Annotated in this window: 26 protein-coding genes; 8 read left to right on the top strand and 18 right to left on the bottom strand. The window is 31.6% G+C overall.

The window, feature by feature from the left end; translation table 11 throughout:
- Positions 1-11: 11 nt before the first annotated feature.
- The 9 genes from FHK87_RS17300 to FHK87_RS17260 all read right to left on the bottom strand — a co-directional run bounded on the left by FHK87_RS17300 (position 12) and on the right by FHK87_RS17260 (position 8,829).
- Entirely contained in the window at positions 12-890 is an 879-nt protein-coding gene (locus FHK87_RS17300) for a PPK2 family polyphosphate kinase (RefSeq protein WP_140595018.1), read from the bottom strand.
- A 154-nt stretch (positions 891-1,044) separates the two neighbouring features.
- Positions 1,045-1,563 (bottom strand): hypothetical protein, encoded by a 519-nt coding sequence (locus tag FHK87_RS17295; protein ID WP_140595017.1) that lies wholly within the window; start codon positions 1,561-1,563, stop codon positions 1,045-1,047.
- A 76-nt stretch (positions 1,564-1,639) separates the two neighbouring features.
- Complete coding sequence (locus FHK87_RS17290) at positions 1,640-2,803, bottom strand: sigma-54-dependent transcriptional regulator (RefSeq protein WP_140595016.1); 1,164 nt, start codon at positions 2,801-2,803, stop codon at positions 1,640-1,642.
- Entirely contained in the window at positions 2,803-3,705 is a 903-nt protein-coding gene (locus FHK87_RS17285; protein ID WP_226294302.1) for a DUF6268 family outer membrane beta-barrel protein, read from the bottom strand. The genes FHK87_RS17290 and FHK87_RS17285 overlap by 1 nt, the downstream gene beginning before the upstream one ends.
- 34 nt (positions 3,706-3,739) lie before the next feature.
- The gene (locus tag FHK87_RS17280) at positions 3,740-4,627 is read right to left on the bottom strand and encodes a mechanosensitive ion channel family protein (RefSeq protein ID WP_317133553.1); all 888 of its coding nucleotides are present in this window, start codon (positions 4,625-4,627) and stop codon (positions 3,740-3,742) included.
- A gap of 12 nt (positions 4,628-4,639) precedes the next feature.
- Positions 4,640-5,938: an ABC transporter permease gene (locus FHK87_RS17275; RefSeq protein ID WP_140595015.1), complete on the bottom strand. Its 1,299-nt coding sequence runs from the start codon at positions 5,936-5,938 to the stop codon at positions 4,640-4,642.
- Positions 5,931-6,860: an ABC transporter ATP-binding protein gene (locus FHK87_RS17270; RefSeq protein WP_140595014.1), complete on the bottom strand. Its 930-nt coding sequence runs from the start codon at positions 6,858-6,860 to the stop codon at positions 5,931-5,933. Before FHK87_RS17270 ends, FHK87_RS17275 begins: the two co-directional genes overlap by 8 nt.
- Before the next feature lie 292 nt (positions 6,861-7,152).
- On the bottom strand, positions 7,153-8,265 hold the full coding sequence (dnaJ, locus tag FHK87_RS17265; protein ID WP_140595013.1) for a molecular chaperone DnaJ: 1,113 nt from the start codon (positions 8,263-8,265) through the stop codon (positions 7,153-7,155).
- 6 nt (positions 8,266-8,271) lie between these two features.
- Positions 8,272-8,829 (bottom strand): nucleotide exchange factor GrpE, encoded by a 558-nt coding sequence (locus FHK87_RS17260; RefSeq protein WP_140595012.1) that lies wholly within the window; start codon positions 8,827-8,829, stop codon positions 8,272-8,274.
- Positions 8,830-8,997: 168 nt separating this feature from the next.
- Between FHK87_RS17260 and FHK87_RS17255 the strand changes: the two genes are divergently transcribed.
- The gene (locus FHK87_RS17255) at positions 8,998-9,672 is read left to right on the top strand and encodes a YceI family protein (protein WP_140595011.1); all 675 of its coding nucleotides are present in this window, start codon (positions 8,998-9,000) and stop codon (positions 9,670-9,672) included.
- A 62-nt stretch (positions 9,673-9,734) separates the two neighbouring features.
- Here the strand turns inward: FHK87_RS17255 and FHK87_RS17250 are convergent, their stop codons facing one another.
- The 3 genes from FHK87_RS17250 to FHK87_RS17240 form a co-directional block, all read right to left on the bottom strand.
- Positions 9,735-10,637 carry a TIGR01777 family oxidoreductase gene (locus tag FHK87_RS17250; protein ID WP_140595010.1) on the bottom strand — a complete coding sequence of 301 codons (903 nt, stop codon included), beginning with the start codon at positions 10,635-10,637 and terminating at the stop codon, positions 9,735-9,737.
- A 177-nt stretch (positions 10,638-10,814) separates the two neighbouring features.
- Positions 10,815-11,486 (bottom strand): tRNA (5-methylaminomethyl-2-thiouridine)(34)-methyltransferase MnmD, encoded by a 672-nt coding sequence (gene mnmD / locus FHK87_RS17245; protein WP_140595009.1) that lies wholly within the window; start codon positions 11,484-11,486, stop codon positions 10,815-10,817.
- A gap of 6 nt (positions 11,487-11,492) precedes the next feature.
- A complete protein-coding gene (locus FHK87_RS17240) occupies positions 11,493-11,999 on the bottom strand; it encodes a DUF4920 domain-containing protein (RefSeq protein ID WP_140595008.1) in 507 nt (168 codons plus the stop codon).
- Between the two features lie 177 nt (positions 12,000-12,176).
- On the opposite strand from FHK87_RS17240, the gene FHK87_RS17235 reads away from it, so the two are divergent.
- Positions 12,177-13,244, top strand: coding sequence for a branched-chain amino acid aminotransferase (locus tag FHK87_RS17235; protein ID WP_140595007.1), 1,068 nt, complete (start codon positions 12,177-12,179; stop codon positions 13,242-13,244).
- Between the two features lie 53 nt (positions 13,245-13,297).
- On the opposite strand, the gene FHK87_RS17230 is transcribed toward FHK87_RS17235, so the two are convergent.
- Both FHK87_RS17230 and FHK87_RS17220 read right to left on the bottom strand, forming a co-directional pair.
- Positions 13,298-13,684, bottom strand: coding sequence for a pyrophosphohydrolase domain-containing protein (locus FHK87_RS17230; RefSeq protein WP_140595006.1), 387 nt, complete (start codon positions 13,682-13,684; stop codon positions 13,298-13,300).
- A 328-nt stretch (positions 13,685-14,012) separates the two neighbouring features.
- Positions 14,013-16,064, bottom strand: a complete 2,052-nt coding sequence (locus FHK87_RS17220; RefSeq protein WP_140595004.1) for a dipeptidyl-peptidase 3 family protein — start codon at positions 16,062-16,064, stop codon at positions 14,013-14,015.
- Between the two features lie 92 nt (positions 16,065-16,156).
- Here FHK87_RS17220 and FHK87_RS17215 point away from each other — a divergent pair, with 92 nt between their 5' ends.
- From FHK87_RS17215 to FHK87_RS17205, 3 genes are read left to right on the top strand one after another with little or no spacing between them, the layout of a single operon-like run.
- On the top strand, positions 16,157-17,191 hold the full coding sequence (locus FHK87_RS17215) for an SRPBCC family protein (protein ID WP_140595003.1): 1,035 nt from the start codon (positions 16,157-16,159) through the stop codon (positions 17,189-17,191).
- Positions 17,192-17,213: 22 nt separating this feature from the next.
- Complete coding sequence (crcB, locus tag FHK87_RS17210) at positions 17,214-17,579, top strand: fluoride efflux transporter CrcB (RefSeq protein WP_140595002.1); 366 nt, start codon at positions 17,214-17,216, stop codon at positions 17,577-17,579.
- Positions 17,580-17,606: 27 nt separating this feature from the next.
- Positions 17,607-17,945: a P-II family nitrogen regulator gene (locus FHK87_RS17205; RefSeq protein WP_140595001.1), complete on the top strand. Its 339-nt coding sequence runs from the start codon at positions 17,607-17,609 to the stop codon at positions 17,943-17,945.
- 327 nt (positions 17,946-18,272) lie between these two features.
- Here the strand turns inward: FHK87_RS17205 and FHK87_RS17200 are convergent, their stop codons facing one another.
- The gene (locus FHK87_RS17200) at positions 18,273-18,887 is read right to left on the bottom strand and encodes a DUF1684 domain-containing protein (RefSeq protein ID WP_226294301.1); all 615 of its coding nucleotides are present in this window, start codon (positions 18,885-18,887) and stop codon (positions 18,273-18,275) included.
- Between the two features lie 132 nt (positions 18,888-19,019).
- On the opposite strand from FHK87_RS17200, the gene FHK87_RS17195 reads away from it, so the two are divergent.
- Both FHK87_RS17195 and FHK87_RS17190 read left to right on the top strand, forming a co-directional pair.
- The gene (locus tag FHK87_RS17195; protein ID WP_140594999.1) at positions 19,020-20,234 is read left to right on the top strand and encodes an MDR family MFS transporter; all 1,215 of its coding nucleotides are present in this window, start codon (positions 19,020-19,022) and stop codon (positions 20,232-20,234) included.
- 19 nt (positions 20,235-20,253) lie between these two features.
- Positions 20,254-21,015 (top strand): DJ-1/PfpI family protein, encoded by a 762-nt coding sequence (locus FHK87_RS17190; protein ID WP_140594998.1) that lies wholly within the window; start codon positions 20,254-20,256, stop codon positions 21,013-21,015.
- A 353-nt stretch (positions 21,016-21,368) separates the two neighbouring features.
- On the opposite strand, the gene FHK87_RS17185 is transcribed toward FHK87_RS17190, so the two are convergent.
- The gene (locus tag FHK87_RS17185) at positions 21,369-22,712 is read right to left on the bottom strand and encodes a hypothetical protein (protein ID WP_140594997.1); all 1,344 of its coding nucleotides are present in this window, start codon (positions 22,710-22,712) and stop codon (positions 21,369-21,371) included.
- 319 nt (positions 22,713-23,031) lie between these two features.
- Positions 23,032-23,478, bottom strand: coding sequence for an Lrp/AsnC family transcriptional regulator (locus FHK87_RS17180; RefSeq protein WP_140594996.1), 447 nt, complete (start codon positions 23,476-23,478; stop codon positions 23,032-23,034).
- Between the two features lie 189 nt (positions 23,479-23,667).
- Here FHK87_RS17180 and FHK87_RS17175 point away from each other — a divergent pair, with 189 nt between their 5' ends.
- Positions 23,668-24,051, top strand: coding sequence for a hypothetical protein (locus FHK87_RS17175; RefSeq protein ID WP_140594995.1), 384 nt, complete (start codon positions 23,668-23,670; stop codon positions 24,049-24,051).
- Between the two features lie 100 nt (positions 24,052-24,151).
- Here the strand turns inward: FHK87_RS17175 and FHK87_RS17170 are convergent, their stop codons facing one another.
- Positions 24,152-25,657, bottom strand: coding sequence for an alanine/glycine:cation symporter family protein (locus FHK87_RS17170; protein ID WP_394344932.1), 1,506 nt, complete (start codon positions 25,655-25,657; stop codon positions 24,152-24,154).
- Positions 25,658-25,661 lie beyond the last annotated feature (4 nt).

The raw sequence follows: 25,661 nt of genomic DNA, 5'->3' as shown, positions 1-25,661 counted from the left end.
ATGAATTCTTTTTACTCGCTTTCTAATTGTTGTTTGTATAAATCTAAATTTGCTTTGGTTTCTTCATCTAATTCTGGTTCTTCTATATCCTTGTACTCTTTTAATGTATCATACAATGTTCTTGCCACAATATATCTGGCAGTAGGTTTATCATCTGCCGGAATAACATACCAAGGCGCATGAGGCAACGACGTTTTGTTGATCGCATCTTGATAGCATTCCTGATATTTTGACCAGAGTTTTCGTTCTTTGAGATCACCAGCCGAGAACTTCCAATTTTTTTCTTTATTCTCTAATCTTCTTAATAATCTATATTTTTGTTCTTCTTTGGATAAATGCAAATAGAATTTATAGATCAATGTACCATTATCAGCAATATGTTGTTCAAAATTACGTATTTGTTCAAATCTTTTTTCCCAAAATGCGTCATTAATATCATCTACTGTATGTATTGCGGGAATATTCTCGCCCATAATATATTGTGGATGTACTCTTGTGACTAAAACATTTTCGTAATGAGTTCTATTAAATACTCCAAATTTACCACGTTGTGGCAATGCTATATAATGACGCCATAGATAATCATGGCCAAGCTCAAGAGGAGTGGGTACTTTAAAACTATGAACGATAATCCCTCTGGTATTAAAATCCTTGAATACTTCTCTGATCAAGCTATCTTTGCCTGCTGTATCCATACCTTGTAAACAGACCAAAACAGCGTATTTACCATGTGCATATAGGGTATCTTGAAGTTTTCCTAATTTTTCTCTAACCTCTTCTAACTCTTTTTCTATCTTTTTTTCGCTTGCGTCGAGATCAATTTTTGTTGGAATTTTTGATAAATCTATATTTTCTTTTACCCTGAAGTCTTTGTAGTCTATTTTTTTCATGACTAAGATTTGTGTTATCTTCTGAAAGATACTAAAGTTTTACTTAGAGGTTGCATAAAAGTAGTATCTATCAAAAAATATTATCCTTTAAAAAAAGGAGGTTTTTGAGAGTATGAACTGTTTTTTTTCTAAAAAAAGATAAAAGTTATTGTACCTATCTAGCATAAAAATCATAGCTAAATCCAATTAAAAAAGTATCGTATCTTCTTCCTAGGCTTTTTAGATTGAGCTCTGCAAAAATATGTATCGGAATAGATACTTGATGTAATGCTCTGATTTTTATTTGCGCGCCATGATTAAAGTTTCCTGATCTGATGCCTAAAAAGGCATCGTCTTCTATTTCTTCAAAAAAATCAGAATCATTACCGATATACCCCATCCCGGCAGTAATTGTTGTTGGATACCAATTAAAGAGAATTAGATTTACTCCCAAAGCTAGTTCATTAAATCCTTTATAATCATCATTGCTTTCGACAGCAAATGCACGATTATACTCACCCATAAAAGTCGTATAACAATTAAATGCATATTCTACTCTTGCCCCTAGTCCTACCTCGCTATCCAAACCAAAACTTTTGATGGCTACCAAACCATAATTGGTCGCTCCGGGATCATATTGAGCAGAAGAAAAAATAGAATATGACAATAAGAATAGAAATAAAAGTTTTTTCATTACATAAAAGGATATAACAACTTTGTCGCAAAGTAGCACCTATCGATTACAAATAAGGTAGTATTCGTAGCGAATATTATTTTGCTGCAAAAAGTTTAACATCTTCTTCACTTACCTCTTTACCACCTAAAATTATAAGTCTTTCAACAACATTACGCAACTCTCTAATATTACCGGTCCAATCATATTGTTGTAATTGTTTGACTGCTTTAGCAGAGAATTTTTTGGTTGGCGAACCTTGTTCATCCGAAATTTTCTTAGCAAAATATTCTATCAACATTGGGATATCTCCTCTTCTATCATTAAGAGGTGGAACTTTGACGAGTATTACAGCCAATCTATGATACAAATCTTCTCTAAATTTATTGTCTGCAATTTCTTTTTTCAGGTCTTTATTGGTCGCTGCTACAACTCTAACATCTACTTTTATATCTTTATCGCTTCCTACTCGCTGAATTTTATTTTCTTGCAAAGCTCTCAAAACTTTTGCTTGGGCAGAAAGACTCATATCTCCAATTTCATCTAAAAAAATTGTTCCACCGTTGGCTGCTTCAAATTTTCCTGCTCTATCTTTATTAGCAGATGTAAAAGCTCCTTTTACATGCCCAAAAAGTTCACTTTCTATTAATTCACTGGGGATAGCAGCACAATTGACCTCTATCATAGCTCCTTTTGAGCGATCACTTTTTTGATGTATCCAGTGTGCCACTAACTCTTTACCCGTTCCATTAGGTCCGGTAATTAGAACTCTTGCATCTGTTGCTGCTACTTTTTCGATAATAGATTTTATATCCGTAATTGCTTTAGACTCACCGATCATCTCATAGTTTTTTGAGACTTTTTTCTTAAGCATTTTGTTTTCTACTACCAATTCTTTTCGATCCAAGGCATTACGAACAGTATTCAACAAACGATTTAAATCCGGTGGTTTTGAGATATAATCAAAAGCTCCTAATCGCATTGTATTTACAGCAGTATCGAGATCACCATGACCAGATATCATAACGATTGGAATTTCTGGTTTTAGTTTTTTTACTGCTTCTAATACTTCTACCCCATCCATTTTTGGCATTTTGATATCGCATAATATAAGATCAAAATCATCAGATTTTATCTTTTCTATACCAACCAAGCCATCTTCGGCTTCAAAAACTTCATATTTACTATTTTCTTCTGATAGAATTTTGACTAATACTCTTCGAATTGCTGATTCGTCTTCTATTACTAATATTTTTGCCATTATATCTTTAGTTTTATTCCGCTACGAAAATAAAATGTATTATTATCATTTATGATCAATACATTCTCTTGATTATTATCTCGTAATCGAATTTCATTACTTAACGTATATCCTGCATATGTATAGAGCAATAAGTGTTCCGTAAAATAATATTCATATCCTACTGCTGCATTAATAGTAAGCATTGATGCATTTTCTGCTATTTTTGTTTGCCCATCTCTATCTATAAATGTTCTGTTATTCTGTAAATTACCATAAAAATTATCTAAACTAACGAATGTCTGTATTGTATTTTTTTCGTTAAAAAAATATTTAATACTTGATTTTGGTGTACCTACAGAGTATGACCAACTTGGATGAAATCGTTTATAATAGTTTATAATTGGGAGCGGAAAATTAATACTTGCCGGTATTGCATATCGCAAACCTATGACTAGACGTGATGTTTTTGGTAAGTTTTTACCTTTATAACTTTTTACAAAATATAATGACCCTGCATATCTAAGATCATCTGCTTCTAGACCTGACCCTTCAAAATTTGAAGATATTGCTCCTCCTAACTTTGCTCCAAACCGCCAATTGTTTTTTAATTTGAACGTATATCCTAATTCTAGACCTATTGTATGAAAAGCATTAAGATCTCCTGACTCTTCAAATAATAAACCATCTTCAATTTTCAGATTATTATATCTATATTGTGGAGAAATCACCAAATAAGATCCTTCTTCCTTCAATTTTATTGGATAATTAAACGATGCCCTAAAACGGCTATATACATTGTCGCTGCCTGACTGGGGGATGTATGCGTATTCTATCCTTGCTAAATCTGTATCCTGAGACCTTATTTTAAAAAAAATACAAAGTAAGATACATATTAAGATTACGTTTTTTTTCTTCATCATTTGGGGGATATTATTCCTTTTCTACATATTTATATTATTCTTTTGTCATAGTAACTACCCTTTGTGGGAAAGGAATATTAATATTGTGTTCTCTAAATAGACGATCAATTTCAAATCGAATTTCACTTTTCGGTATAGCCCCCTGAAAGCTGTCATTGATGCTAAAAATAAGTTTAAAATTTAAGGAACTATCTGCAAAATCAGTAAAAAGCACTAATGGTTCAGGTATTTTTAAAACGTGTTCATTTGATAATGCTGCTTTGATCAATAGTTCTTTTACTAATTGTGTATCACTACCATAAGCAACTCCTACACTAACAGATTCTCTTGTTATTGTACCATTTTGGGTCCAATTATAAAGAGAAGACGACATATATTTATGATTGGGAATGATCAATACTTTGTTATCTATAGTTACAGCCCGTGTTGTTCTAAGTTTTATTTCTTCTACTCTACCTACTTTATCCTCAAGTTCTATAATATCACCTACATGAACTGTTTTGTCTAAAAAAATAAATATTCCTGATAAAATATCTTGAATAAAGGTTTGTAGTGCTAAACCAACACCAACCAACAAAGCAGCTGACGCGGCAAATATTGCGTTGATATTAAAGCCAATTCCGTCTAAAGTTCCAAAAAAAACAATAAAATAAACAAAGTATTTTAAAAACGAAAAAACAGATTCAAATTTTCTCTGATCTTCCTGACGGAGTTTTTTGGTTATAATTTTTCTAAAAAATTTGAGGAGAATAGAAGTAATTAAGAGCGTAAAGACTACAAATAATAACAAACCAACGGTCAGTACTATAGGATGCTCATCTCCAAAATGAAAAATCTCATAACTTAAAAATTCTTGTATCGTTCCCCAAACATTTTTTTGGATGACTGTTTTTACTTGTTCTGTTATCTCTTCCTGCATCATTAGATCTCTACTTTAGTATTTAATCCACTTAAATATCTCTTTATACGTGGGTTTCTTACCATACATTAATATACCTACTTTATATATTTTACCAGCTAACCAAATAATAAAGATAATACTTCCTATCAATAATAAAATTGAAATCAATATCTCCCACCATGGCACTCCAAATGGAATACGCATTAACATTACAATTGGTGAAGTCAAAGGTATCATAGAAAAAACAGTAGATATTGTACCGTGTGGATTCTCTATCACAGAAAAGAACCCTACATAAATGCCCAGCATAAGTGGTAAAATAACTGGTAACATAAATTGTTGAGAATCCGTCTCACTATCAACTGCTGCTCCTATTGCTGCATATATTGCACTATATAAAAAGTAGCCTCCTAGAAAATAGACAAGAAATGATGACAACAAAATTCCTAATGGAAGTTTAAAAATATCTTGAATAATTAACTGAATGTCTTGTTGATAATCATCTTGAACAGTAATCGAAGGCTCTATTGACAATGGTTGAGGGTCTGCACCAAAAATAAAGGAAATAGTAAATAACAAAGTTCCTCCCAAAATTACCCAAATGATAAATTGTAGAATCCCTGCAAAGGAAGTTCCAAAAATCTTGCCCAGCATTAATTGCATGGGTTTGACAGAAGATATAATGATTTCAATAATTCTATTTGATTTTTCTTCAATCACAGACCTCATCACCATATTACCATAAATGATAATAAACATCATTAAAAAGTACCCGGCAGCTCCTCCAAAAATCATTTTTATATACCCCGACATTTTTGAAGTTTTCTCTCCAGAGAAATTTTCTATTTCTATATTTACCAATGCTTCAGAGCTTCTTATTGCGTTAAGATCTAAACCTTTTTCTTTGAAATTATTAGTAGTCAATTTATTGGCAATGATCTTTTCGATATCATTTAGAATAGAAATATTTGGAGATTCATCTACATAGAACTGAACTGACTTAGCAATCTCACTGTTATTTTTTTTATTAGGAATATATAGTAACCCATTAAATTCTTTGATGATAACAGAATCTTTTGCTTTATCTAAAGATAAGTCACTATAATTGATATAGTATGTAGTTTCAGAATTCACAAAGTCTTTATAAAAAGCACCTGTCTCATCTACAAATGCTACTTTATAAACTCCTTCACTATTTATAGTAGCTAACCATGCTATTAATGAAACCATCCCAATAACAATCAAAGGACTTAAAAATGTCATAACTATAAAGGTTCTGTTACGTACGCGAGCTATAAATTCTCTCTTAATTATCAACCTTAGATTACTCATTATCTTTGATAGTTTTGATAAATATTTCGTTTATTCCCGGGATAACTTCATTAAACCGTAACACTTGACCTTTTTGAGTTAAATATTGTAGTAGTTGATTTGGTGATGTTTGGTTATCTAGTGTGATCCTAACTTTTAACTGATCATCAATTGCCTTGAAGTCTGCTATATTAGTTTCAAATTTCTCTTTTAGAACAGAAAGGGTTGTATCATTGTCATCTGTCAAAAGTCCAATCTCAAAAGTATTTGATTTATATTGTCTTTTTATATTTGTTACTTTTCCTTCAAGTATCTTTTTTGATTTATTAATCAGAGCAATATGATCACATAATTCTTCTACACTTTCCATTCTATGAGTAGAAAATATAATCGTTGCTCCTTGTTCTCTTAGTTGTAAAATTTCGTCTTTAATTATATTTGCATTTATAGGATCAAAACCGCTGAATGGTTCATCAAATATCAATAATTTAGGGTTGTGTAGTACTGTAACGATAAACTGTACTTTTTGAGCCATTCCTTTTGATAACTCTTGAATTTTTTTGTTCCACCAATGCGTAATATCGAATTTATCAAACCAGTATTGTAATCGTTTTTTTGCTTCTGCCTTACTCAACCCTTTAAGTTGGGCAAGATAAAGTGCTTGTTCTCCTACTCTCATTGATTTATACAGACCTCTTTCTTCTGGCAAATATCCTATATCCTTAATATGTATTGGTTGTAAAGCTTGCCCATCTAAATAGACACTTCCATGATCCGGCAGTGTAATTTGGTTTATAATTCTAATCAAAGTAGTTTTACCGGCTCCATTGGGACCAAGTAAACCAAAAATGCTTCCTTGAGGCACTTCTATAGATACATTTTGGAGTGCTGTAAAGTTTCCAAATTGCTTTGTCGCTCCTTGTACCTCTAGAAGATTTGACATATCTCGAAAATATAGTTACGATCCATACTATTGATAATAAATAAATCTAAATTTAGATGCTCAATCTAGCAAAATAATTCTTAAACATATAGTTTAATACTGTTTTTTAAAACATCATGATATATTTCAAAAAACAAAACCCACCCTTACAAAAATAAGGATGGGAAAAAAATTGCTATGAAAAAGAAAAATTATCACTAAATGTAGTGATGATCCAAATATACGAATTTTTCTTAATCAAAAGATTATAGAATTTATATGATTATTATGATAAAAATCATATCTCTTTGGATTAAGAGAACATATCTTTTACTTTTTCAAAAAATGATTTTTCACCACTATCAGGATTTGGTTTAAAATGGTCATTTTGTGACATTTTTTCAAAGAACTCTCGTTGTTCTTTGTTTAGGGTTTTGGGGGTCCATACATTTACATGAACTAATAAGTCTCCTTTACCATATCCATTAAGACTTGGTATCCCTTTACCTCTAAGTCTTAAAATTTTACCACTTTGTACACCTTCTTCTATTTTAATCCGAACTTTTCCGGATACTGTATCAATTTCTCTAGATGTACCAAGAGCAGCTTCAGAAAAACTAATGTATAAATCATAATGCAGGTTATTTCCTTCTCTCTGTAACTCTACATGTTCTAGTTCTTCTATAGCGACTAAAAGGTCTCCTGCAATTCCCTGGCCCGGTGCTTCATTTCCTTTTCCGGACACCTTTAATTGCATTCCATCTTCTACTCCTGGTGGTATCTTAATACTTACTGTTTCTTCTGTCACTTTTAATCCCTGAGCATCTGCATCACTAGGCCTATGATCAATCATTTGCCCTGATCCTCCACAAGTAGTACATGGAGAAGAAGTTTGCATTCTTCCTAAAATCGTATTCGTAATCCTGGTTACTTGCCCGGTACCATTACAGGTAGAACATGTTTTGTAAGTAGTTCCGGGAGCTTGAATTTTACGTTTTACTTTTATCTTTTTTTCGACTCCATTAGCAATTTCTTCTAAAGTAAGTCGAACCCGAATACGCAGATTACTTCCTTTGGCTCTACGCTGGCGACCTCCGCCACCGCCGAATCCTCCAAATCCACTAAATCCGCCGCCGAATATATCACCAAACTGGCTGAATATGTCATCCATATTCATACCGCCACCGCCACCAAATCCGCCACCTTCAAATGCTTGGTGACCAAATTGATCATAACGTGCTTTCTTATCTGGATCGCTTAATATCTCGTATGCTTCTGCAGCCTTCTTAAATTTTTCTTCAGCAGATTTATCTCCCGGATTTTTATCAGGGTGATATTCTATCGCTTTTTTGCGATACGCTTTTTTAATTTCAGATGCAGTAGCATTTTTGCTAATCCCTAGTATGTCGTAAAAATCTTCCTTCATAATCTTTTATTGACCCGTTACAACTTTTGGAAAACGGATAACCTTATCACCTAGTTTATATCCCTTTTCGATAATATCAACAATCTTACCTTTCAAATCTTCACTAGGAGCAGGAATTTGAGTAATAGCTTCATGATCATCTGCATTAAAAGCATCTCCAACATTAACTTCTACTTCTGCCAACCCCTTGTTCTTAAGTGTTTCTTTTAATTTATTATGAATCAACTCAACTCCCTTGGTAAGGTTTTTATCTTCTGATTTTTCTATTTCTTTAGAAGCTCTGTCAAAATCATCTAAAACCGGCAACATCGATTGCATTACATCCTGACTTGCTGTCTTAAATAATTCTAATCTCTCTTTTGAAGTACGTTTTTTATAATTTTCAAATTCTGCAAAAAGTCTTAGAAATTTATCCTTTTCTTTACTTAATTCTTCTTTCAATTGTGTTTCTATATCAACTTCTTTGTCTTCTGCTTTTTCTTGATCTTCTGATTCAATAGTAGTTTCAAGTACTTCTTCGACTTGATCCTTTACATCTTCAGCGTTTTTACTTTTCTTACTCATGTAACCTGTACCTTTTTAATACGTTTTTCAGTTTTGACGAAGCAAAAGTACTGCCATTTTTGAATAAATGTCATAATGTCACAAGGTTTTTTTAAATACATTTAGGAATATTTCAATTCAAAAAAAGTACTTTTGAGATCATTTTTAACTCATATAAATTCATAACTTATGAAACTAAGATTTATTAATATCTGTATTGCTGTAGCCATTGTTTGTACGGCTTTATATTCTTGTAAAGGGGAAAAACAAAATGAAACTGAAGCCGGAGCTGCTGAAGAAGTAAAGAAAGCACCTGTTACAGCTATTACTTTTAATGTAGATCCTGCATCAAGTACATTGGACTGGATTGGTTCAAAACCTACAGAGAATCACACAGGTACTATCAAAATTGCTAGTGGTAGTGTAAAAACTTTAGAAGGAAATATAGAAAGTGCAACTTTTGAGGTAGATATGACCTCTATCGAGGTAACAGACTTAGAAGGTGACCAAAAAGCTAGTCTAGAAGCTCACCTTAAGGGAGAAGGAGAAGGAAAAGAAGATCATTTCTTTAATGTTGCCAAATATCCTACTGCTTCTTTTGAAGTTACCAGTGTAAGCGAAAAAGAAGGAAAAACATTTATCGATGGTAATCTTACAATTAAAGGAATTAAAAAGAATATTTCTTTTCCTGCTACAACCGCTATAGAAGGTGATGTAATGATATTAACAACAGAGTCTTTTACAATTAACCGTACAGAGTGGGGAGTAAATTATGCTTCTAAATCAGTTTTTGAAAACTTAGGAGATAAATTTATTAATGATGATATTGAATTAAAAATTTCTATTAAAGCTAATAAGGCTTAATTGTTAAAAATAAAGTTTAGCAATAACCGATATCTTTTTATTTGAGGTATCGGTTTTTATTTTTATACAAGGTCATCTACAGCCAAATTTATGTTATCATATTCAAACTCGAAACCTGATTTTGAAATCTTATCACAGCAAACCCTTTGGCTAGAAAAAAGTAGCATATGCATTTCTCCCAAAATTAATCGCATCATAAAACGAGGAATCCCCGGAAGAAGTATTTTTTTATTCATTTTTTTTGCGATGATAGAAGTCATTTTTTTATTCGAAACGGGATTCGGTGCAACAGCATTGAATATGCCTATATGCCCTTCTTTGGCAACCCATAGAAACATATTTGCAAGATCGTTTACATGAATCCAGCTTTGCCATTGTTTACCATTTCCAAAACAAGCTCCTAAACCTAACTTAATTGGTTTTGCAATTTTAGGGAATGCTCCTCCTTTTTGAGACAATACGAGCCCAATGCGTAATAGACTTACATCAATATCAAGATTTTCAAATGTATTGACTCCGGATTCCCATTTTGATACTACTTGTCCTAAGAAGCCTTGGTCTCTTTCTTCTGAATCCTCCATATAATAATTTTGAAAAGAATCAGGATATATCCCTATAGCACTTGCTGAAATAATATGACGAACAGAATGCTTATTGTTTTTTAGCGTTTCAAAAAGAAGAGTTGTTGTAATTGTTCTACTGTCTAAAATTTCTCTTTTGTAAGAAGGTGTCCATCTTTTTGCTACAGTAGCTCCAACCAGGTGAATTATAACTTCTACATCAATAAAACAATTCTTGTCTATTATACCTTTTTTAGGATCCCAATGATATCCTTGATATTGATCAGAAGAAACTATTTTGCTTTTACTAGTGGTAAGATAATTCACATAAATATTAGATTTATGACATAAAGAAACAATCTCTTGACCTATAAGGCCTGTGGCTCCGGTAATTAGGACTTTCACAAGTTTTTATTTATAATTAAACTCAAAACAATTATTCATTACATATCTATCTCAGATATAGTTTTGATTTCGAAAAAATACAATAAAGTACTGTCACTATATAACAAAACCTACCTCTTTATTACAGGTTTAACAGTCGTTGACTATATAAATATCATTAAAAATATAGATATTCAATCATTTTGTTGCTCTCAACATTTCTCTTTTGCCAGGTGGTCCCGGTAACCTTTCTACAGTAAAACCGACCTCTTGCATTGCACGTCTTACACTTCCTTTTGCAGAATACGTAACCAAAACGCCATTAGGTTTTAGAGCATTATACATGCGTTCAAAAATTGAAACTGTCCACAGTTCCGGTTGTACTCTTGCTCCAAATGCATCAAAATATATAAGCTCAAAACTATCTTTATCATTTATCTCTGAAAAAAATTGTTTCTTTTTAGTTATTGAAAAAAAATTAGAAATCTTATTACTTATCTCCCAATCTACTTGATGTAATTGTTCAAACACATGTTTTATGTTTTCTGCATTCAACGTTACAGGATAATTCATCAATTTGGCTTCTTCTATAGAAACAGGGTATGCCTCAACACCAACATAATTAATAATTTGATTTATCTTTTTTGATTCAATATAAGTAATAAAAGCGTTTAAACCAGTCCCAAATCCTATTTCAAGAATATCAATAGGGTCTTTTCTCTTATTTTCTAAAATATGATGCAATCCATTCGTAATAAAAACATGATTAGCTTCGTTAATAGCACCATGCTTGGAGTGATATTGTTCATTTAACTCGGGTAGATGTATGGTCATAGAACCATCTCCTGTAGTAATAATCTCTCTTTTCATCTAGTATTATTCTTTTATTAAAACACCATCTGCTATAAAAGAATATGTTTTTTTAGGACTTACTATTGCTGCTATCTCTTCTTCGGTTTTTCCCGCGTCTTTTGCATAATGCTTTTGCTCTTCAACCGAAACCTCATTTACAAAAGCCTTACCTTGTACAATTACAGTATCGTTTTTGATATCTTTTGGCATAAAAAAGCCGTAATCTTTGAATTTGATCATCGCTTCTTTTTCTTTGGTTAGCGCAATTTTCATCCAACACCCTTTTACCTGACAAACGTTATTGACAGTACTCGAAAAAGCTATATTAACAGTATCTCCCTCTTTCAAATTCTGATATGTATCCATCATATTATTATGGTACAAGATTTCACTTGCAGAAACCCCTTCTCCAAAACTTTTATATTCATTTTTTGAAGGATCTGTTATAGAAAACGAGTTTTGTTTTTTAGTTGCCATATTACAACTCATTATCGTTACTAAAACCGCAATAAAAAATACATTTTTTTTCATAATCCCTTATTATCATCAAGTTCTGTAAAATTAAGCAATTTTAGAATTCTTATTTTGTAAGAAAAAAGTATTTTTGTGGTCTAATAGCAAAAAGACTACACATATCGCTATTAAAGAGTTTAATACGCTAAGACAAAGAATAATTTTACCATTCTTGCCTTATTAAAAACAAAAAGAATGAAAAACACGATATCAGGATTATTAGAAATTAATAAAGTAAGTACTTCTAAAATTGATCAGGTAGATTTTGACAACCTTAACTTTGGAAGTGTTTTTACTGATCATATGTTTGTTTGCGATTATAAAAACGGAGCATGGCAAACTCCCAAAATAGTTCCTTACGGTCCTCTTACATTAGATCCTTCTGCACGAGTTTTTCATTATGGACAGGCTGTTTTTGAAGGTATGAAGGCGTACAAAGATGATCATGGAGACACTTATTTATTTAGACCTGATGAAAACTTTAAGCGTATTAATAAATCATCAGAACGTTTAGCAATTCCAGAATTTCCAGAAGACTATTTTTTTGAAGGATTAAATACTTTGCTAAAACTAGAAGATGCATGGATCAAACCCGGTGTAGGAAACTCTTTGTACATAAGACCTTTTGTAATTGCTACACAAGCTAGTGTTTCAGCTTCTGAAGCTAATGAATATAAATTTATGATTATTTGTTCGCCTGCGCAATCCTACTATAGTGGAGATGTTAGCGTTTTGGTAGCAGAAAAATTTAGTCGTTCTGCAAGTGGTGGTTTTGGATATGCAAAAGCTGCGGGGAATTATGCGGGGCAATTTTACCCAACAAAATTAGCTAAAGATCAAGGATATCAACAGATCATATGGACCGATTCTAATGCTCATGAATATGTTGAGGAAGCAGGTACTATGAATGTGTTTTTTAGAATTAATGATACTTTACTTACTGCACCTATTAGCGATCGAATTCTAGATGGAGTTACAAGAAAAAGTCTAATAGCTTTAGCGGAAAAACAAGGAATTAAGGTTGAAGTAAGGCCTATAAAAGTTTCAGAAATTGTAGAGGCTGTCAAAAATGGAAGCCTTAAAGAAATTTTTGGAGCAGGTACTGCTGCAGTAGTAAGCCCTGTAAAAGCTTTTGGATATAAAGGTGAACATTATGAATTAGAAAAACAGGATAATTCTTATGCTTCTCACTTTAAAAGTGCCTTGATGGATATACAATATAATAAAGCTGAGGATTCTTTTGGATGGCGTTATAAAATATAATTATTACAATATAAACAAAACCCCAGAAGAATATCTTTTGGGGTTTTGACTATTTACTTGTCTAGTATTTCTTTAATATTTGGTTTAAAATAATTAGGGCCTTTAAGTACTTTGCCATCTTCTCGATAGATCGGTTGACCATCATCACCAAGTTTACTCATATTACTACGCTGAATTTCATTGAATACTTCTTCAATTTTGTGTTGCATTCCATGCTCGATGATAGTACCACATAAAATGTATAGCATATCGCCTAACGCATCAGCTACCTCAACAAGGTCATTATTTTGTGCAGCTTCAAAATATTCTTCGTTTTCTTCTTTCATCAGATTGAATCGCAATGTGTTTTTTGCTTCTCCTAAATCTGCTACAGGTTCATTTTTATAACCAAGCTTAAAAGCTGTATGAAATTCTTGTACGGCGGCAATTTTGTCTTTCATCAATATTTTTTATAAGTTATCTTTGCAGTAAAAATAGCAATTTATGTTTAGTCAAGGTCAGTTGATATTTGCAGGGTTCTTTGTAGTAGCTTTTATACTTTTAATGATTTTTAGTTATCGCAAAGACATTGTCTTACATCGCAAGTATTACCGTGGCAGTCTTTTTATTTTACTTGGGTTTATTATTTTTATAGTTATATTATTCGCTTTAAAAGTCTATTTACAACCGGAGTAGAATATATTTCTTTCTTGTAAGCTACACTATTATAAATAAAAACACCATTCCTTATTAAAGAAATGGTGTTTATGAATATTTATTTTATACTTCTTAATTTACCTCTGGTAAGAAATTGTAATTCTTGCTATACTCTAGCATTTGAGTAACAAAATCTTTAGGTTGCGTCACTTCTATTTTAGTAATTTCTCCGTTGGCATCCATTTCAGGAACCAAAACAGGGTTTACAAAACCGCTATAAGGAGCTGATGTAAATTGTTCATTACGTTTTAGAACTTCTGCATGTACTGCTTGGTCAACTTTTACTCCGTATCCTTCTACTAAAGCTTCGGCAGCTTTATAATCTCCTTCAGATTTGATGCGTTGTGTTTCTCGCAATAAACGACCAAATATTTCACGTAATTTTGTATAATCATTTATATTATAATAAGTTTTACCCTCTTTGGTTACTTTTTCTATTACGTTATCTTTTTTTCCTTGCTCAAAAGCCCAAGCACTTACCCATTGCCTATTTCTCATATGAGCTTCTTCAACATCATCACCAAGATTTAGACGAATTAATTGAGTCATCAATCCGTTTCTGATATATCCATCATAAGCAGCTTTACCTACTTTTTCCCAATCTTCTACTAATCCTAATTCTTGTAATTTTGGATCCATCAAGTAGTATAATCCTACCAAATCAGCACGTCCTTCTTCCATAGTAGAAGCATAATTTTTCAACGTTTCTTTGGTTTCTCCTACACCTGGATTTAGTTGTCCAGAAGCATGACCAATTACTTCATGCAATGCTGTATGCAATTTGTCTGCTAGTTGCCCATATTTTTCTTCTAATTCAAATTCTTCATCGTCATGAACAAATTCTTTTAATCTACCTGATCCACCTGCATTATTATATGCATTAATAATGTTTCCTAAAGAAACAGATTTAGACCCCACAGCAGCTCTGATCCAGTTTGCATTAGGAAGATTTACTCCAATAGGAGTACTTGGCGAAGCGTCTCCTGCTTCTCCTGCAACAGTAACCACTTTGTAGGTAACTCCCACTACACTATCTTTTTTATGCTCATCCATAAGTGGTGAATTATCTTCGAACCATTGTGCATTTTCTGAAAGTACAGCCATTTTTTTTGACATATCAAAATCTTTGATTTGTACAATGGTTTCATAAGATCCTCTATATCCTAATGGGTCGTTATACACTTCGATAAAACTGTTGATGTAATCTATGTTTCCTTCTGTAGCAGCAGTCCATGCTACATTATAATCATCCCAGGTTTGCAAATCCCCTGTTTTGTAATATTCTATAAGTAAACCTAAAGCATCTCCTTGTGCTTTATTTTCTGCAACATCTTTTGCTTTTTCTAACCATTTTATAATTTCATCGATTGCCGCTCCATAAAGCCCTCCGGATTTGTAGACTCTTTCTTTTAATTCTCCATTTTCTTTTACTAATTGAGAGTTCAATCCAAACGATAACGGTTTATCAGTATTTGGAGATTTCATTTTTCCATAAAATGTAGTTACATCTTCATTTGTAACTCCGGGACCATAGAAGTTAACTGCAGATAGGGCAACATTATCAATGCCTTTTGCTTGATTTACCTTTTTAATATCCTGATCATTAAAAATTACTTCTTTTGCTTCTTGAGAAATCTCTGTCTGGGTATCCTTTAAAAGTGAATCAAAATACTCCTTACTAAATTCTGCCTTGATTTTATCATTACTATAATGGTGGTGAATTCCATTAGAAAACCACACTCGTTTTAGATACGTTTCAAAAGCTTTCCAGTCGTTTGTATTTTTATCGCCATTATATGAAGTATAAACTTTCTCAAGAGTTTTTCTTATCGTTAAATTGTGACGATAATTTTGATCCCACATAATATCTCTACCACTTAATCCTGCTTGTGTAAGATAGTATACTAGTTTCTGCTCTTTTAGCGTAAGGTTATCCCATCCGGGGATTTGATATCTTAATATTTTAAGATCAGCAAATTGCTCTACAGTATGATCAAACTTTTCTGTTTCTACAGGTTTCTGTTCTTCTTGTTGATCAACTTGTTCAGTAACCTTTGGATCATTTTTACATGCTATTGCCATTCCTGCAACAGCCATAAAAAACAATACTTTATTTAACTTCATTTATCTTAATTTATAGTTTTGACAAATGTAACAAAATAAAAGGATGCCAAAATTGATTATATTAGCTAATCAAACATTCAAAATTAACTACCATGAAAATAGTTAAATATCTGTTTTTTCTGTTATTGATTGCTATTATCGCAGGAGCTGTTTATGTTTCTACTATTGATGGTGCATATCAGATAGAAGAAAGTAAAATAATAAATGCCCCCGATAAACTTGTTTTTAGTACTATAAACGAATATAAAACATGGGAGAAATGGGGTCCATGGATGGATGAATCAGATGACTTACAATTGCAATATGCTACGCTAACCAGTGGTAGAGGTGCCTCATATTCATGGACTAGTGAGATACAGGGCGATGGTAAAATGCTCACCGAAAAAGTTGCTAAAAACAAAAGTATTGATCAAAAAATGACTATCATCTCCCCTATGGGTGAAAGTTTTAGTGATGTATATTGGAAATTTGAAAAAATTGATGCCAAAAAAACAAAAGTAACGTGGGGTATGAAGGGCGAGCAATCTTTTATGGAAAAAGCATTTTGGGCTACTCAAGACAGTACATTATCACAAATGGTGAAACCTATGTACGCAAGAGGTCTTGAAAAAATTGAAGCTTTTGTAAACGAAGAAATGAAAAAATATACTATCAAAATAGAAGGCGTGACCGAACACAAAGGTGGATTCTATATGTATAGTGCAACAACTTCTTCGATACCTGAGATACCTGAAAAAATTACACAAATGTTACCAGTAGTTACTACCTACATGGATCAAAATAGTTTACCTCAAACAGGAACTCCTTTTGTATTGTATAATGAATATAATGAAGAGTTAGGAACCTCAATTTTTTCTGTAGCAGTCCCTACACAAGACAAAGTAGAAACTCCTAAAGAGAATACTGTACTTTGTGATGTTCTTCCTTCACAAAAAGTAGTAAAAACTATTGTAAAAGGTCATCACACTAATCTGAAAGAAGCTTGGGAAAATACATATAAATATATCTCAGAAAACAATTTGGAACCTAACATAGATTCGCCAGGCTTTGAAGTATATATTACAGATGGAAAATCTAACCCAAATCCGGCAGAATGGATTACAGAAATTTATATCCCAATCAAATAACAGCTATATAATTTCAATCTAAATGAAACAACTGTTTTTGGTATTTGTAGGAGGGGGCGCTGGTAGTGTTGCCAGATACATAATAAGTAAATATCTCAATACCTCTTCTATACCATACGGAACTTTTACGGCTAATATTCTTGGTTCTCTTTTTATTGGTATAATTTTAGGAATCTCTCTCAAAAACAATACACTCTCTCAAAATACTGTCGCTTTTTTAGCCACTGGTTTCTGCGGAGGGTTTACGACATTTTCTACATTTGCTTATGAAAATCATACATTTTTGAAATCAGGGGATATTTTAAACTTTTTTATCTACTCTATTGGTTCATTTACAATTGGACTTCTTTTTGTATTTTTAGGAGTGTTTATTTCTAATAAGCTCTAGAAATACATAAAATAAATGTAACTATCTATGAAAAAAATTGAAGCTATTATACGCAAATCTAAATTTAAAGATGTAAAAGAAGCATTACACAATATAGAAGTAAATTTTTTTACATACTGGGATGTTACAGGAGTTGGTAATGAAAAAAAAGGAAATGTATATCGAGGAATTTCTTATAGCACATCAGATATACAAAGAAGATACCTGTCTATTGTAGTATCTGATGAATTTGAAGAAAGAACCATACAAGCTATTATCGATGCTGCAAAAACAGGAGATGTAGGAGATGGTAAAATTTTTGTTTCTAATATTGAAGAAACGTATAGAATACGAACAGAAGAAACAGGTAGCGAAGCTATAAATTAAAAGTAAAATCAATTTCTTGTTTCTGGCTAAACAATTACTGCACTTCAATAAAAATGATATTCTGTATTTAGTAATATTTTATTACAGATAATATTTTAAAAAATATAATCATGATTTTTTTTGACAGGAAATCGTTTTTGTAACGACTTAACTATAAGTAAATAATAATCGATTCTCTTAAAAAAGACGCTTTACTGATTGAAGAATCATTTGAGTGTGATTAAAATATTTTTTGAATTAAGAGTAATCTATAAAATTGAATATATTACTGTAAAAGTTTATATATTGTTTGTTTAAAATGAAAAAGTCCATGAAAATGGGCTTTTTTTATTCATTCTCTTGTTTTTTTTTAAACACTTTCACTCCTACAGGGATTTTTAAATCCAAATCATTTTCTTTGGGAGGGATCGGGCAAGAGTAGCTTTCGTTATAAGAACAAAAAGGATTATATGCCGTATTAAAATCAATTAGTATTGACTCATTTTCAGGGATAACCAAATCTATATATCGCCCACCTTTGTAGGTAGAAAAACCATTAGTTAAATCTGTAAAAGGTAAGAAAAGATAATTTTGATATTCAGGATTAGTTTTGAGTCCTTGATTTTGATAAATATTTAAGATATATGATTTTTCATCAAGAGTAAAATGCGCTTCTCCATATTTAACATATAACGGTTCATTACCCGTTGTTGTTTTCATGATAAAAGGAGTTTCATAAGGAGTTCTAACAAATTTTGCTTTTACAATAAATGTTGTATCAATCTCGAAAAAGTCTAACGACTTAAATTTTTTAAGATCATTTGGTAATAAAGGAGAAGTATCCTCTATCGAAAACTTTTTATTAAGTTTCTCTTGAAAAGTAATTATTCTTTTTATTTCAGTAGAATCTTGAGCTATAATTCTACTGATAGAAAATATAAATACAAATAATAATCTAAGCACTTTCCCCTTATTTTTTTGCAAAAGTACGATTTACAATTAGTTAACCCAGTAATTTTATAAATTTTATACAAGAATCATGAATAAAAAGTTACTTTTACGCCTATTTTAGAAAACACTACAAATCATTTTTAATTGTACAAAGTATTAAATCATTATAAAGATTCTTTCTCTGGCTTATCTAAAGAAGTATGGTGGTTGGCTCTCATTACATTGATTAACAGAGCCGGAGCTATGGTAATACCATTTCTATCATTATATCTGACTGATAATCTCAATTTTTCTCTTGAGCAGATTGGTTGGATTATGACAAGTTATGGATTGGGCTCTTTCTTTGGTGCATGGCTTGGCGGAAAACTAAGTGATCAAATCGGATACTATAGAGTAATAATGGGATCTTTATTCTTAACAGGAATATCTTTTATTATCATACAATACTTTACAAGTTTTTGGAGTCTTTGCCTCAGTTTTTTTGTTCTAATTGCTATTGCTGATACCGCAAGACCAGCATTTTTTGTTGCTTTAAGCGCTTATAGTAAACCTCAAAATAAAACCAGATCTTTAACCTTTATAAGACTTGCAATCAATTTAGGATTTTCTGCAGGTCCTGCATTGGGTGGAATCATTATTACTAGTATTGGCTACAACGGATTGTTCTGGGTCGATGGTATCACCTGTATTATAGCGGGACTAGTAATGATCCAAACGCTTAATCCCAAAAAAACTAAAGAACTAGATAAAGAGGTAGTAATAGAAAACCCTATACCAGCATATCGAGATGGTATATATATTGTGTTTTTAATAGCCTTGGCCTTATTTGGTTTTATATTTGTACAATATTTTTCTACAATACCATTGTATTATAAAGAAGTTCATCTCCTCTCAGAAGAAAAAATAGGTTTATTATTAGCAATGAATGGTGCTCTCATTTTCTTTTTAGAAATGCCTTTGATCACATATCTCGAAAAGACAAATCTTTCAAAAATCGGTAATGTAATTTCAGGATTCATTCTTACTGGTTTAAGTTTTGCATTATTATTACTTACTCCATGGGCTGGTATTTTGGTCATCGGAATGATCATTGCCACATTTGGCGAAATGATTGCTTTTCCATTTGGTAATGCTTTTGCTCTCGAAAGATCAAAAAGAGGAAGACAAGGTGCCTATATGGGCTTATACAGTATGTCATTTTCTGCTGCTCATATTTTTGGTCATAATTCTGGTATGCAACTTATTGATAGAATAGGTTATCATAATTCTTGGATATTTATGACTGCTGTTTCTGCAATAGGAGTAATTTTATTGTTTTTTGTTGTAAAAAAAATAAAGAGAGAAAAACCGATCACTTAACCAAAAAATTATACAATTCATGAAAATTATATCTCATATCTTACTGTTTTTTCTAATTTGTAGTTGTACAAAAGTTCAACAAGACAAGGAGTCTCCTAAAATAGAAAAACAAGATGTTGTTGGGCAAAAAGAATTTCCAGAATTAAAGCCTAACCGATATAATGTTGCTTTTTTAATTATGGATGGCACTTATAACACAGAATTTACTGCTCCATATGATATTTTTCAACATACTCAATATCGAGAACAGATAAAACAAATGAATGTATTTACTGTAGCGGATACTGATTCAGCTATCACCACTTTTGAAGGAGTAAAAATAATACCTGATTTTAATTACACAAAAGATAGTATTCCTAAAATAGATATTTTAGTTATTCCTAGTGCAGAACATCATTTAGACTCTGATCTAGAAAATACAATGATGTTGGATTTTGTAAAAAAAATCGATCAAGAAGCTATTTTTATGACCTCACATTGTGACGGAGCATTTGTATTGGCAAAAGCAGGACTATTAAACAATGTGGTAAGCACTACTTTTCCTAGCGATATTGATAAAATGAGAACGATGTTTCCTAAACTAGATATTAGGAAAGAGGTTTTGTTTGTTCATGATGATAAATATATTACTTCTGCGGGCGGAGCCAAAAGTTTTGAGGCTGCTCTGTATTTATGCGAACATTTGTATGGGAAAGAAATTGCAGAATCTTTGGCAAAAGGCTTGGTCATTGATTGGAAACTAGATAATGTGCCCCATTTAGTTATAAAAGACGAAGACTAATGTTTCTTGGATAATCTGAGAATAAATTATGTGAATCCTTATTCTTTAGCTAAAAATAAAAAGCACATATGGATCCATATATGCTTTTTATTTTTTAGGGCAAATTACATACTCTCTTTAGCTTCCTGATTTGGGGTCTTTCTTCTAATGTCCTCACACATAATTTAGCCCTGATGCATTCCAAATTAATATTTTAAATTCATATCGTCATATAAATTAAAATGTTAATTCTAGACCATACATCAGTTTTTTATTACAGTATAAAGATAATGTAAAAGTTTTGTTAAACCCAAAAAAACAACGTTAAAAAACACAAAAAATCGATGAAATACACATTTTTAACTATTTTCAAATTATTTTTTAGAGAAAAATTTAGAAGTTCCCAGGTAATCCTGTATCACTTTATTATACTCTTTTGAGATTCTCAAAGTTAATGTTCCGTCTATTGCATATAAAGCATCCAAATCTTTATACCCCTTTTTAAGAAGTTCTTCTAGATAAAATAAAGCTGTTTTAAAATCTCTATCTTGAGCACTCAGACTAATAATTCTCTTATATGAGTCAAAGTCATCTTTATCTATGATAGTAGAAAGGATATTTAGCAACATATTTACTTCTAGCGCCTTGGGGTTATCTAAGAGTACATTTTTATATTCATCTACAATATATCTCAAATAATCTTTTACTCTTTTTGCAGCATGTCTGGCGCTTTTTTGATTATTCTTCAACAAAGTATCTAACTCTGATACTTGATATTGCCACCATCCTAAATTTTCAAAACTAACTGTATTAATATCTTCTTCTAAAGAGAATAAATATGTATTCCTCAATGCACTTTCTTGGTTACTATATTTTAACCATATTCTTTTTTCTCTTTTGTAAGAAGGCATTTTTCTAATCTCTTTTTGTTTGTCTTTTAAAAACTTAGTGTCAAAAAACATACTATAAGAAATCCTTATACGTTTTACCTCATTATAAGCGAATAGATATTGTCCATTCTTTAGATACTCATCTACTTGTTTCAAATCTCTGTCGAACATACTTCTAACCCAGATAGAATCTTTTGGGATTCTGCCTTTCAACATAGATTGCATCGTGAATTGTGATAATGCTTTATTAAGTAATCTTTTATTTGGAAATTGAGTTTCTCCTTCTTGTACAAAAATATCTGCAGGGACTGCTTTACTCTTAAGGTATTGTTTATTCTTAAAAAAATCTTTGTATCTATAGTTATCTGTTGACACAACACCGATGTAAGAAAAGTTTCTTTTGATTTTTATAGATTGATTATAAAAATAACTATCACCAATAGCAATCACTCCAAATATTTGATCAGAATACAATGCGGGGATTAAACTTACTAACCGAGAATCAATATCATTGCCAAAAATACATATTCTCCCTTGCTGAACTGGAAAAAGAGAAATCATATGTTTCATAAAAGACGAAACATATTTGACTTGATCTTTGATATTTTTATTGTTCTCAAAATCAGTCACTGCCAAAATATAACCATGTTCTTCTGCAGCTTCTTGAAATAATTTAGTTGTTTCGACTGTATTTTTTTGTGAATTAAACCCCATTAGAATGGGCCATGTTTTTTGTTTATCAAAGTCTTTTGGCAGGTATATACTATATTTATTATCAAAATCAGGAATACTTAGAGAATCTATTACAGTACCTTTTTTAAGAATCAATTGGTCTTGTGAATAGCCAAAGCAAAATAAAATAATACATATAAAAAAGAAGAACTTTTTAAGACAAGAAAGCATCACTGTTAAAAATAATTTTATTCTAAATAAAAGAAAAAAAGCTTCTGAAAGGTATACTTTAACAGGATTTTATTATCAAAATATAACCTTTTATAAAAAAACGCCCAATAAAATTAGGCGTCTTTATATTCTTTACTTGTACTCTCTTTAGTTCTTCCCTAACTAATGTCCTCACACAAGATAAAGATGGCTTTACAAATATAAAACAAATCTTATGCCAAATATTCATATTTTATTAGTTCTTTTATTTTTTTGGGTAAGTAATTGGATTGTGTTCGATCAAATTAGAAAGAATAATATGTGTTTTTACTTCTCCATATGCAATAAGTTTATCAATCAACTCTTGCAGATGCATTTGATCTTTTAAGACTACTTCCATAATAATATTTTCATTACCGGTCACCCTATAACAGTTGATTACTTCTTTAAAAGTAGCTACTTCTACCATAAAAGGTTTTAATCTTCCCATAAAAGCTTTGAGTGTAATCATAGCTTTTAACTGATATCCCGTATCCGTATAAGATACATTGGCAGTATATCCTTTTAGTACTCCATAATCTTCCATTTTTTTTATTCTTTCTGCTACTGCGGGCGAACTTAACCCTATTTTCCTTCCAATCTCTGCATTAGAAAGTCTGGCATTTTCTTGTAAGCACTTTAAAATTTCCCAATTGATTATGTCTAATTTCATTTAAAAATGTAATTATTTTAGTGTTTTACCTACTTCTTATCTAAATGTATTACTTAAGTTCAAATATACACCCTTTACTTTTTTAAGGCAAAAACCTAATTTAATTTAAAAACTAAAGCAAATTAACTTTTTTGCCTTAATATCAAAATTATGATTCGACGAAATAGCATTAATTTTGAATTAATAATTATGAAACCATATCCAAGAAATAAAAAATTATATAGAAAGGCATTAGAGATATTTACACTATCGCGTAATATTTCTAATTATTTGGTTCATGATTTGGCCGAATTACAAAATAATGGTGGAGAAAATCCACATATTTATTTTACTGGTGATATTGTAAGACAATCTGATGCTTTAGCCACAAAAATCATTTATGCAGAAAATCAAACCTTTCAAGATGATCGTCTTAAACATGCCCATTCTTTGATGAATATTACTAATAGATTGTACAAAAATTGTGAGCGTCTAGAAAGATCAGAAAGTAATGGTAAAGAATTTTTGGTTTTACTAAGAAAAGAACTTAAAAAATTTAGACATTTACAATACAACTGGATGGCTACTTTATAGTATACTTTCTACTTCTTTGAAAAAGTTGCTGAACCCTTCTACTTCTGGTTAAAAATATATTTCATTAATATCTAGATCGGGATTAAGAACATCAATACAATCATTTCATTATTGTAGCAATACGCTGTTTATATCTTTTTAATTCTTTCATGACTCTTGGACTCAATATAAACAATCCTATCATGTTTGGAACCATCATAGCAAAGACCATAGCATCACTAAAATCTGTTACTGCATCTAAGGTAGCAGCCGCTCCAATAACTGTAAAACAACAAAAGATAAATTTATATAAATATTCTGTTTGTTTACTTCTTCCAAACACATAACTCCACGATTGATATCCATAATAAGACCACGAAATCATAGAAGAAAATGCGAATAAAATGACTGCTATTGTAAGCACATAAGGAAACCATGAGATCCCGCTTTGTAATGCAGATGATGTTAATAAAACTCCTTGATCTGAATTAATTTCTACTCCTACCTCAACCTGACCTGTAATAATCAATACCAAAGCTGTCATTGTACATACAACTACAGTATCTATAAATGGTTCTAATAATGCTACTAAACCTTCACTTGCCGGAAATCTTGTTTTTACCGCACTGTGAGCAATAGAAGAACTTCCTATTCCTGCTTCATTACTAAATGCTCCTCGTCTAAACCCTTGAATTAATACACCTATGATTCCGCCAATCACTCCTCTGGGATTAAGAACTCCTTCCCAAATAGTATATAACGCTTCAGGAATTTTTTGCCAATTAATGATTAAGATACAGGTTACTGCCATCAAGTAAATGATAACCATCAAAGGAACAACTTTATCTGTAACACTAGCAATTTTTTGTATTCCTCCGATAATGACTATCCCAACAAATACAGCCATAATAACTCCAAAAACCCATCCTTGTCCATAGAGCAAAGAGTTTTGAGAAAGAACAACATGTTCAAAGAGTTTGAACGCTTGATTTGCCTGAAACATATTTCCTCCTCCAAAAGAACCTCCTATACACATAATAGAAAATAAAATAGCGAGTACCTTACCTAATTTTGGAAACCCTTTTTCTCGTAATCCTTTACTTAGATAATACATCGGTCCTCCATATACTTTTCCATCTCTATCTATTTCTCGATAAGTAACGCCTAGAGTACACTCAATAAATTTTGATGACATCCCCAATAATCCAATCAAAATCATCCAAAATGTTGCACCGGCCCCACCAATGGATAACGCGATAGCAACACCTGCTATGTTTCCAAGTCCTACTGTTGCAGACACCGCTGTAGTCAAAGCTTGAAAATGACTTACCTCTCCTTTTGTTTCTTGTTTACTTTCTAAAGTATGTTCCAGAGTATCATATTTTCCTCGAACCACCTGAATAGCCGTATAAAAACTTCTAATATTGATAAACCTAAAATAGATTGTAAAATATGTTGCTCCGCCAAGTAATACTAATAAGACCCAGGGAATTCCTGTAGTTTCTGTCAACGGTATTTCGGCTAGAATTGCATCTACAAACCAATGTGTTGCATTACCAAAAGCTTCATTAATCTGCTGATCGAGGTTTTGTTGTGAAATAAGAAAAGAAAATATCATCCTATACATTTTC

The sequence above is a fragment of the Aquimarina algicola genome (assembly GCF_006443095.1).
Taxonomy (GTDB): domain Bacteria; phylum Bacteroidota; class Bacteroidia; order Flavobacteriales; family Flavobacteriaceae; genus Aquimarina; species Aquimarina algicola.
Note: the sequence above shows the minus strand (reverse complement) of the source record. Positions and strands in the feature narration are given on the sequence as shown.

Coding starts and splice junctions, on each gene's coding strand:
- FHK87_RS17295 (WP_140595017.1), bottom strand. CDS start 1,563: ATGAAAAAACTTTTATTTCTATTCTTATTGTCATATTCTATTTTTTCT.
- FHK87_RS17175 (WP_140594995.1), top strand. CDS start 23,668: ATGAAACCATATCCAAGAAATAAAAAATTATATAGAAAGGCATTAGAG.
- FHK87_RS17170 (WP_394344932.1), bottom strand. CDS start 25,657: ATGTATAGGATGATATTTTCTTTTCTTATTTCACAACAAAACCTCGAT.
- FHK87_RS17270 (WP_140595014.1), bottom strand. CDS start 6,860: ATGTCAAATCTTCTAGAGGTACAAGGAGCGACAAAGCAATTTGGAAAC.
- FHK87_RS17180 (WP_140594996.1), bottom strand. CDS start 23,478: ATGAAATTAGACATAATCAATTGGGAAATTTTAAAGTGCTTACAAGAA.
- FHK87_RS17280 (WP_317133553.1), bottom strand. CDS start 4,627: ATGATGCAGGAAGAGATAACAGAACAAGTAAAAACAGTCATCCAAAAA.
- FHK87_RS17300 (WP_140595018.1), bottom strand. CDS start 890: ATGAAAAAAATAGACTACAAAGACTTCAGGGTAAAAGAAAATATAGAT.
- FHK87_RS17275 (WP_140595015.1), bottom strand. CDS start 5,938: ATGAGTAATCTAAGGTTGATAATTAAGAGAGAATTTATAGCTCGCGTA.
- FHK87_RS17215 (WP_140595003.1), top strand. CDS start 16,157: ATGAAAATAGTTAAATATCTGTTTTTTCTGTTATTGATTGCTATTATC.
- FHK87_RS17220 (WP_140595004.1), bottom strand. CDS start 16,064: ATGAAGTTAAATAAAGTATTGTTTTTTATGGCTGTTGCAGGAATGGCA.
- FHK87_RS17240 (WP_140595008.1), bottom strand. CDS start 11,999: ATGAAAAAAAATGTATTTTTTATTGCGGTTTTAGTAACGATAATGAGT.
- FHK87_RS17260 (WP_140595012.1), bottom strand. CDS start 8,829: ATGAGTAAGAAAAGTAAAAACGCTGAAGATGTAAAGGATCAAGTCGAA.
- mnmD (WP_140595009.1), bottom strand. CDS start 11,486: ATGAAAAGAGAGATTATTACTACAGGAGATGGTTCTATGACCATACAT.
- FHK87_RS17190 (WP_140594998.1), top strand. CDS start 20,254: ATGAAAATTATATCTCATATCTTACTGTTTTTTCTAATTTGTAGTTGT.
- FHK87_RS17285 (WP_226294302.1), bottom strand. CDS start 3,705: ATGATGAAGAAAAAAAACGTAATCTTAATATGTATCTTACTTTGTATT.
- FHK87_RS17255 (WP_140595011.1), top strand. CDS start 8,998: ATGAAACTAAGATTTATTAATATCTGTATTGCTGTAGCCATTGTTTGT.
- FHK87_RS17235 (WP_140595007.1), top strand. CDS start 12,177: ATGAAAAACACGATATCAGGATTATTAGAAATTAATAAAGTAAGTACT.
- crcB (WP_140595002.1), top strand. CDS start 17,214: ATGAAACAACTGTTTTTGGTATTTGTAGGAGGGGGCGCTGGTAGTGTT.
- FHK87_RS17230 (WP_140595006.1), bottom strand. CDS start 13,684: ATGAAAGACAAAATTGCCGCCGTACAAGAATTTCATACAGCTTTTAAG.
- FHK87_RS17290 (WP_140595016.1), bottom strand. CDS start 2,803: ATGGCAAAAATATTAGTAATAGAAGACGAATCAGCAATTCGAAGAGTA.
- dnaJ (WP_140595013.1), bottom strand. CDS start 8,265: ATGAAGGAAGATTTTTACGACATACTAGGGATTAGCAAAAATGCTACT.
- FHK87_RS17205 (WP_140595001.1), top strand. CDS start 17,607: ATGAAAAAAATTGAAGCTATTATACGCAAATCTAAATTTAAAGATGTA.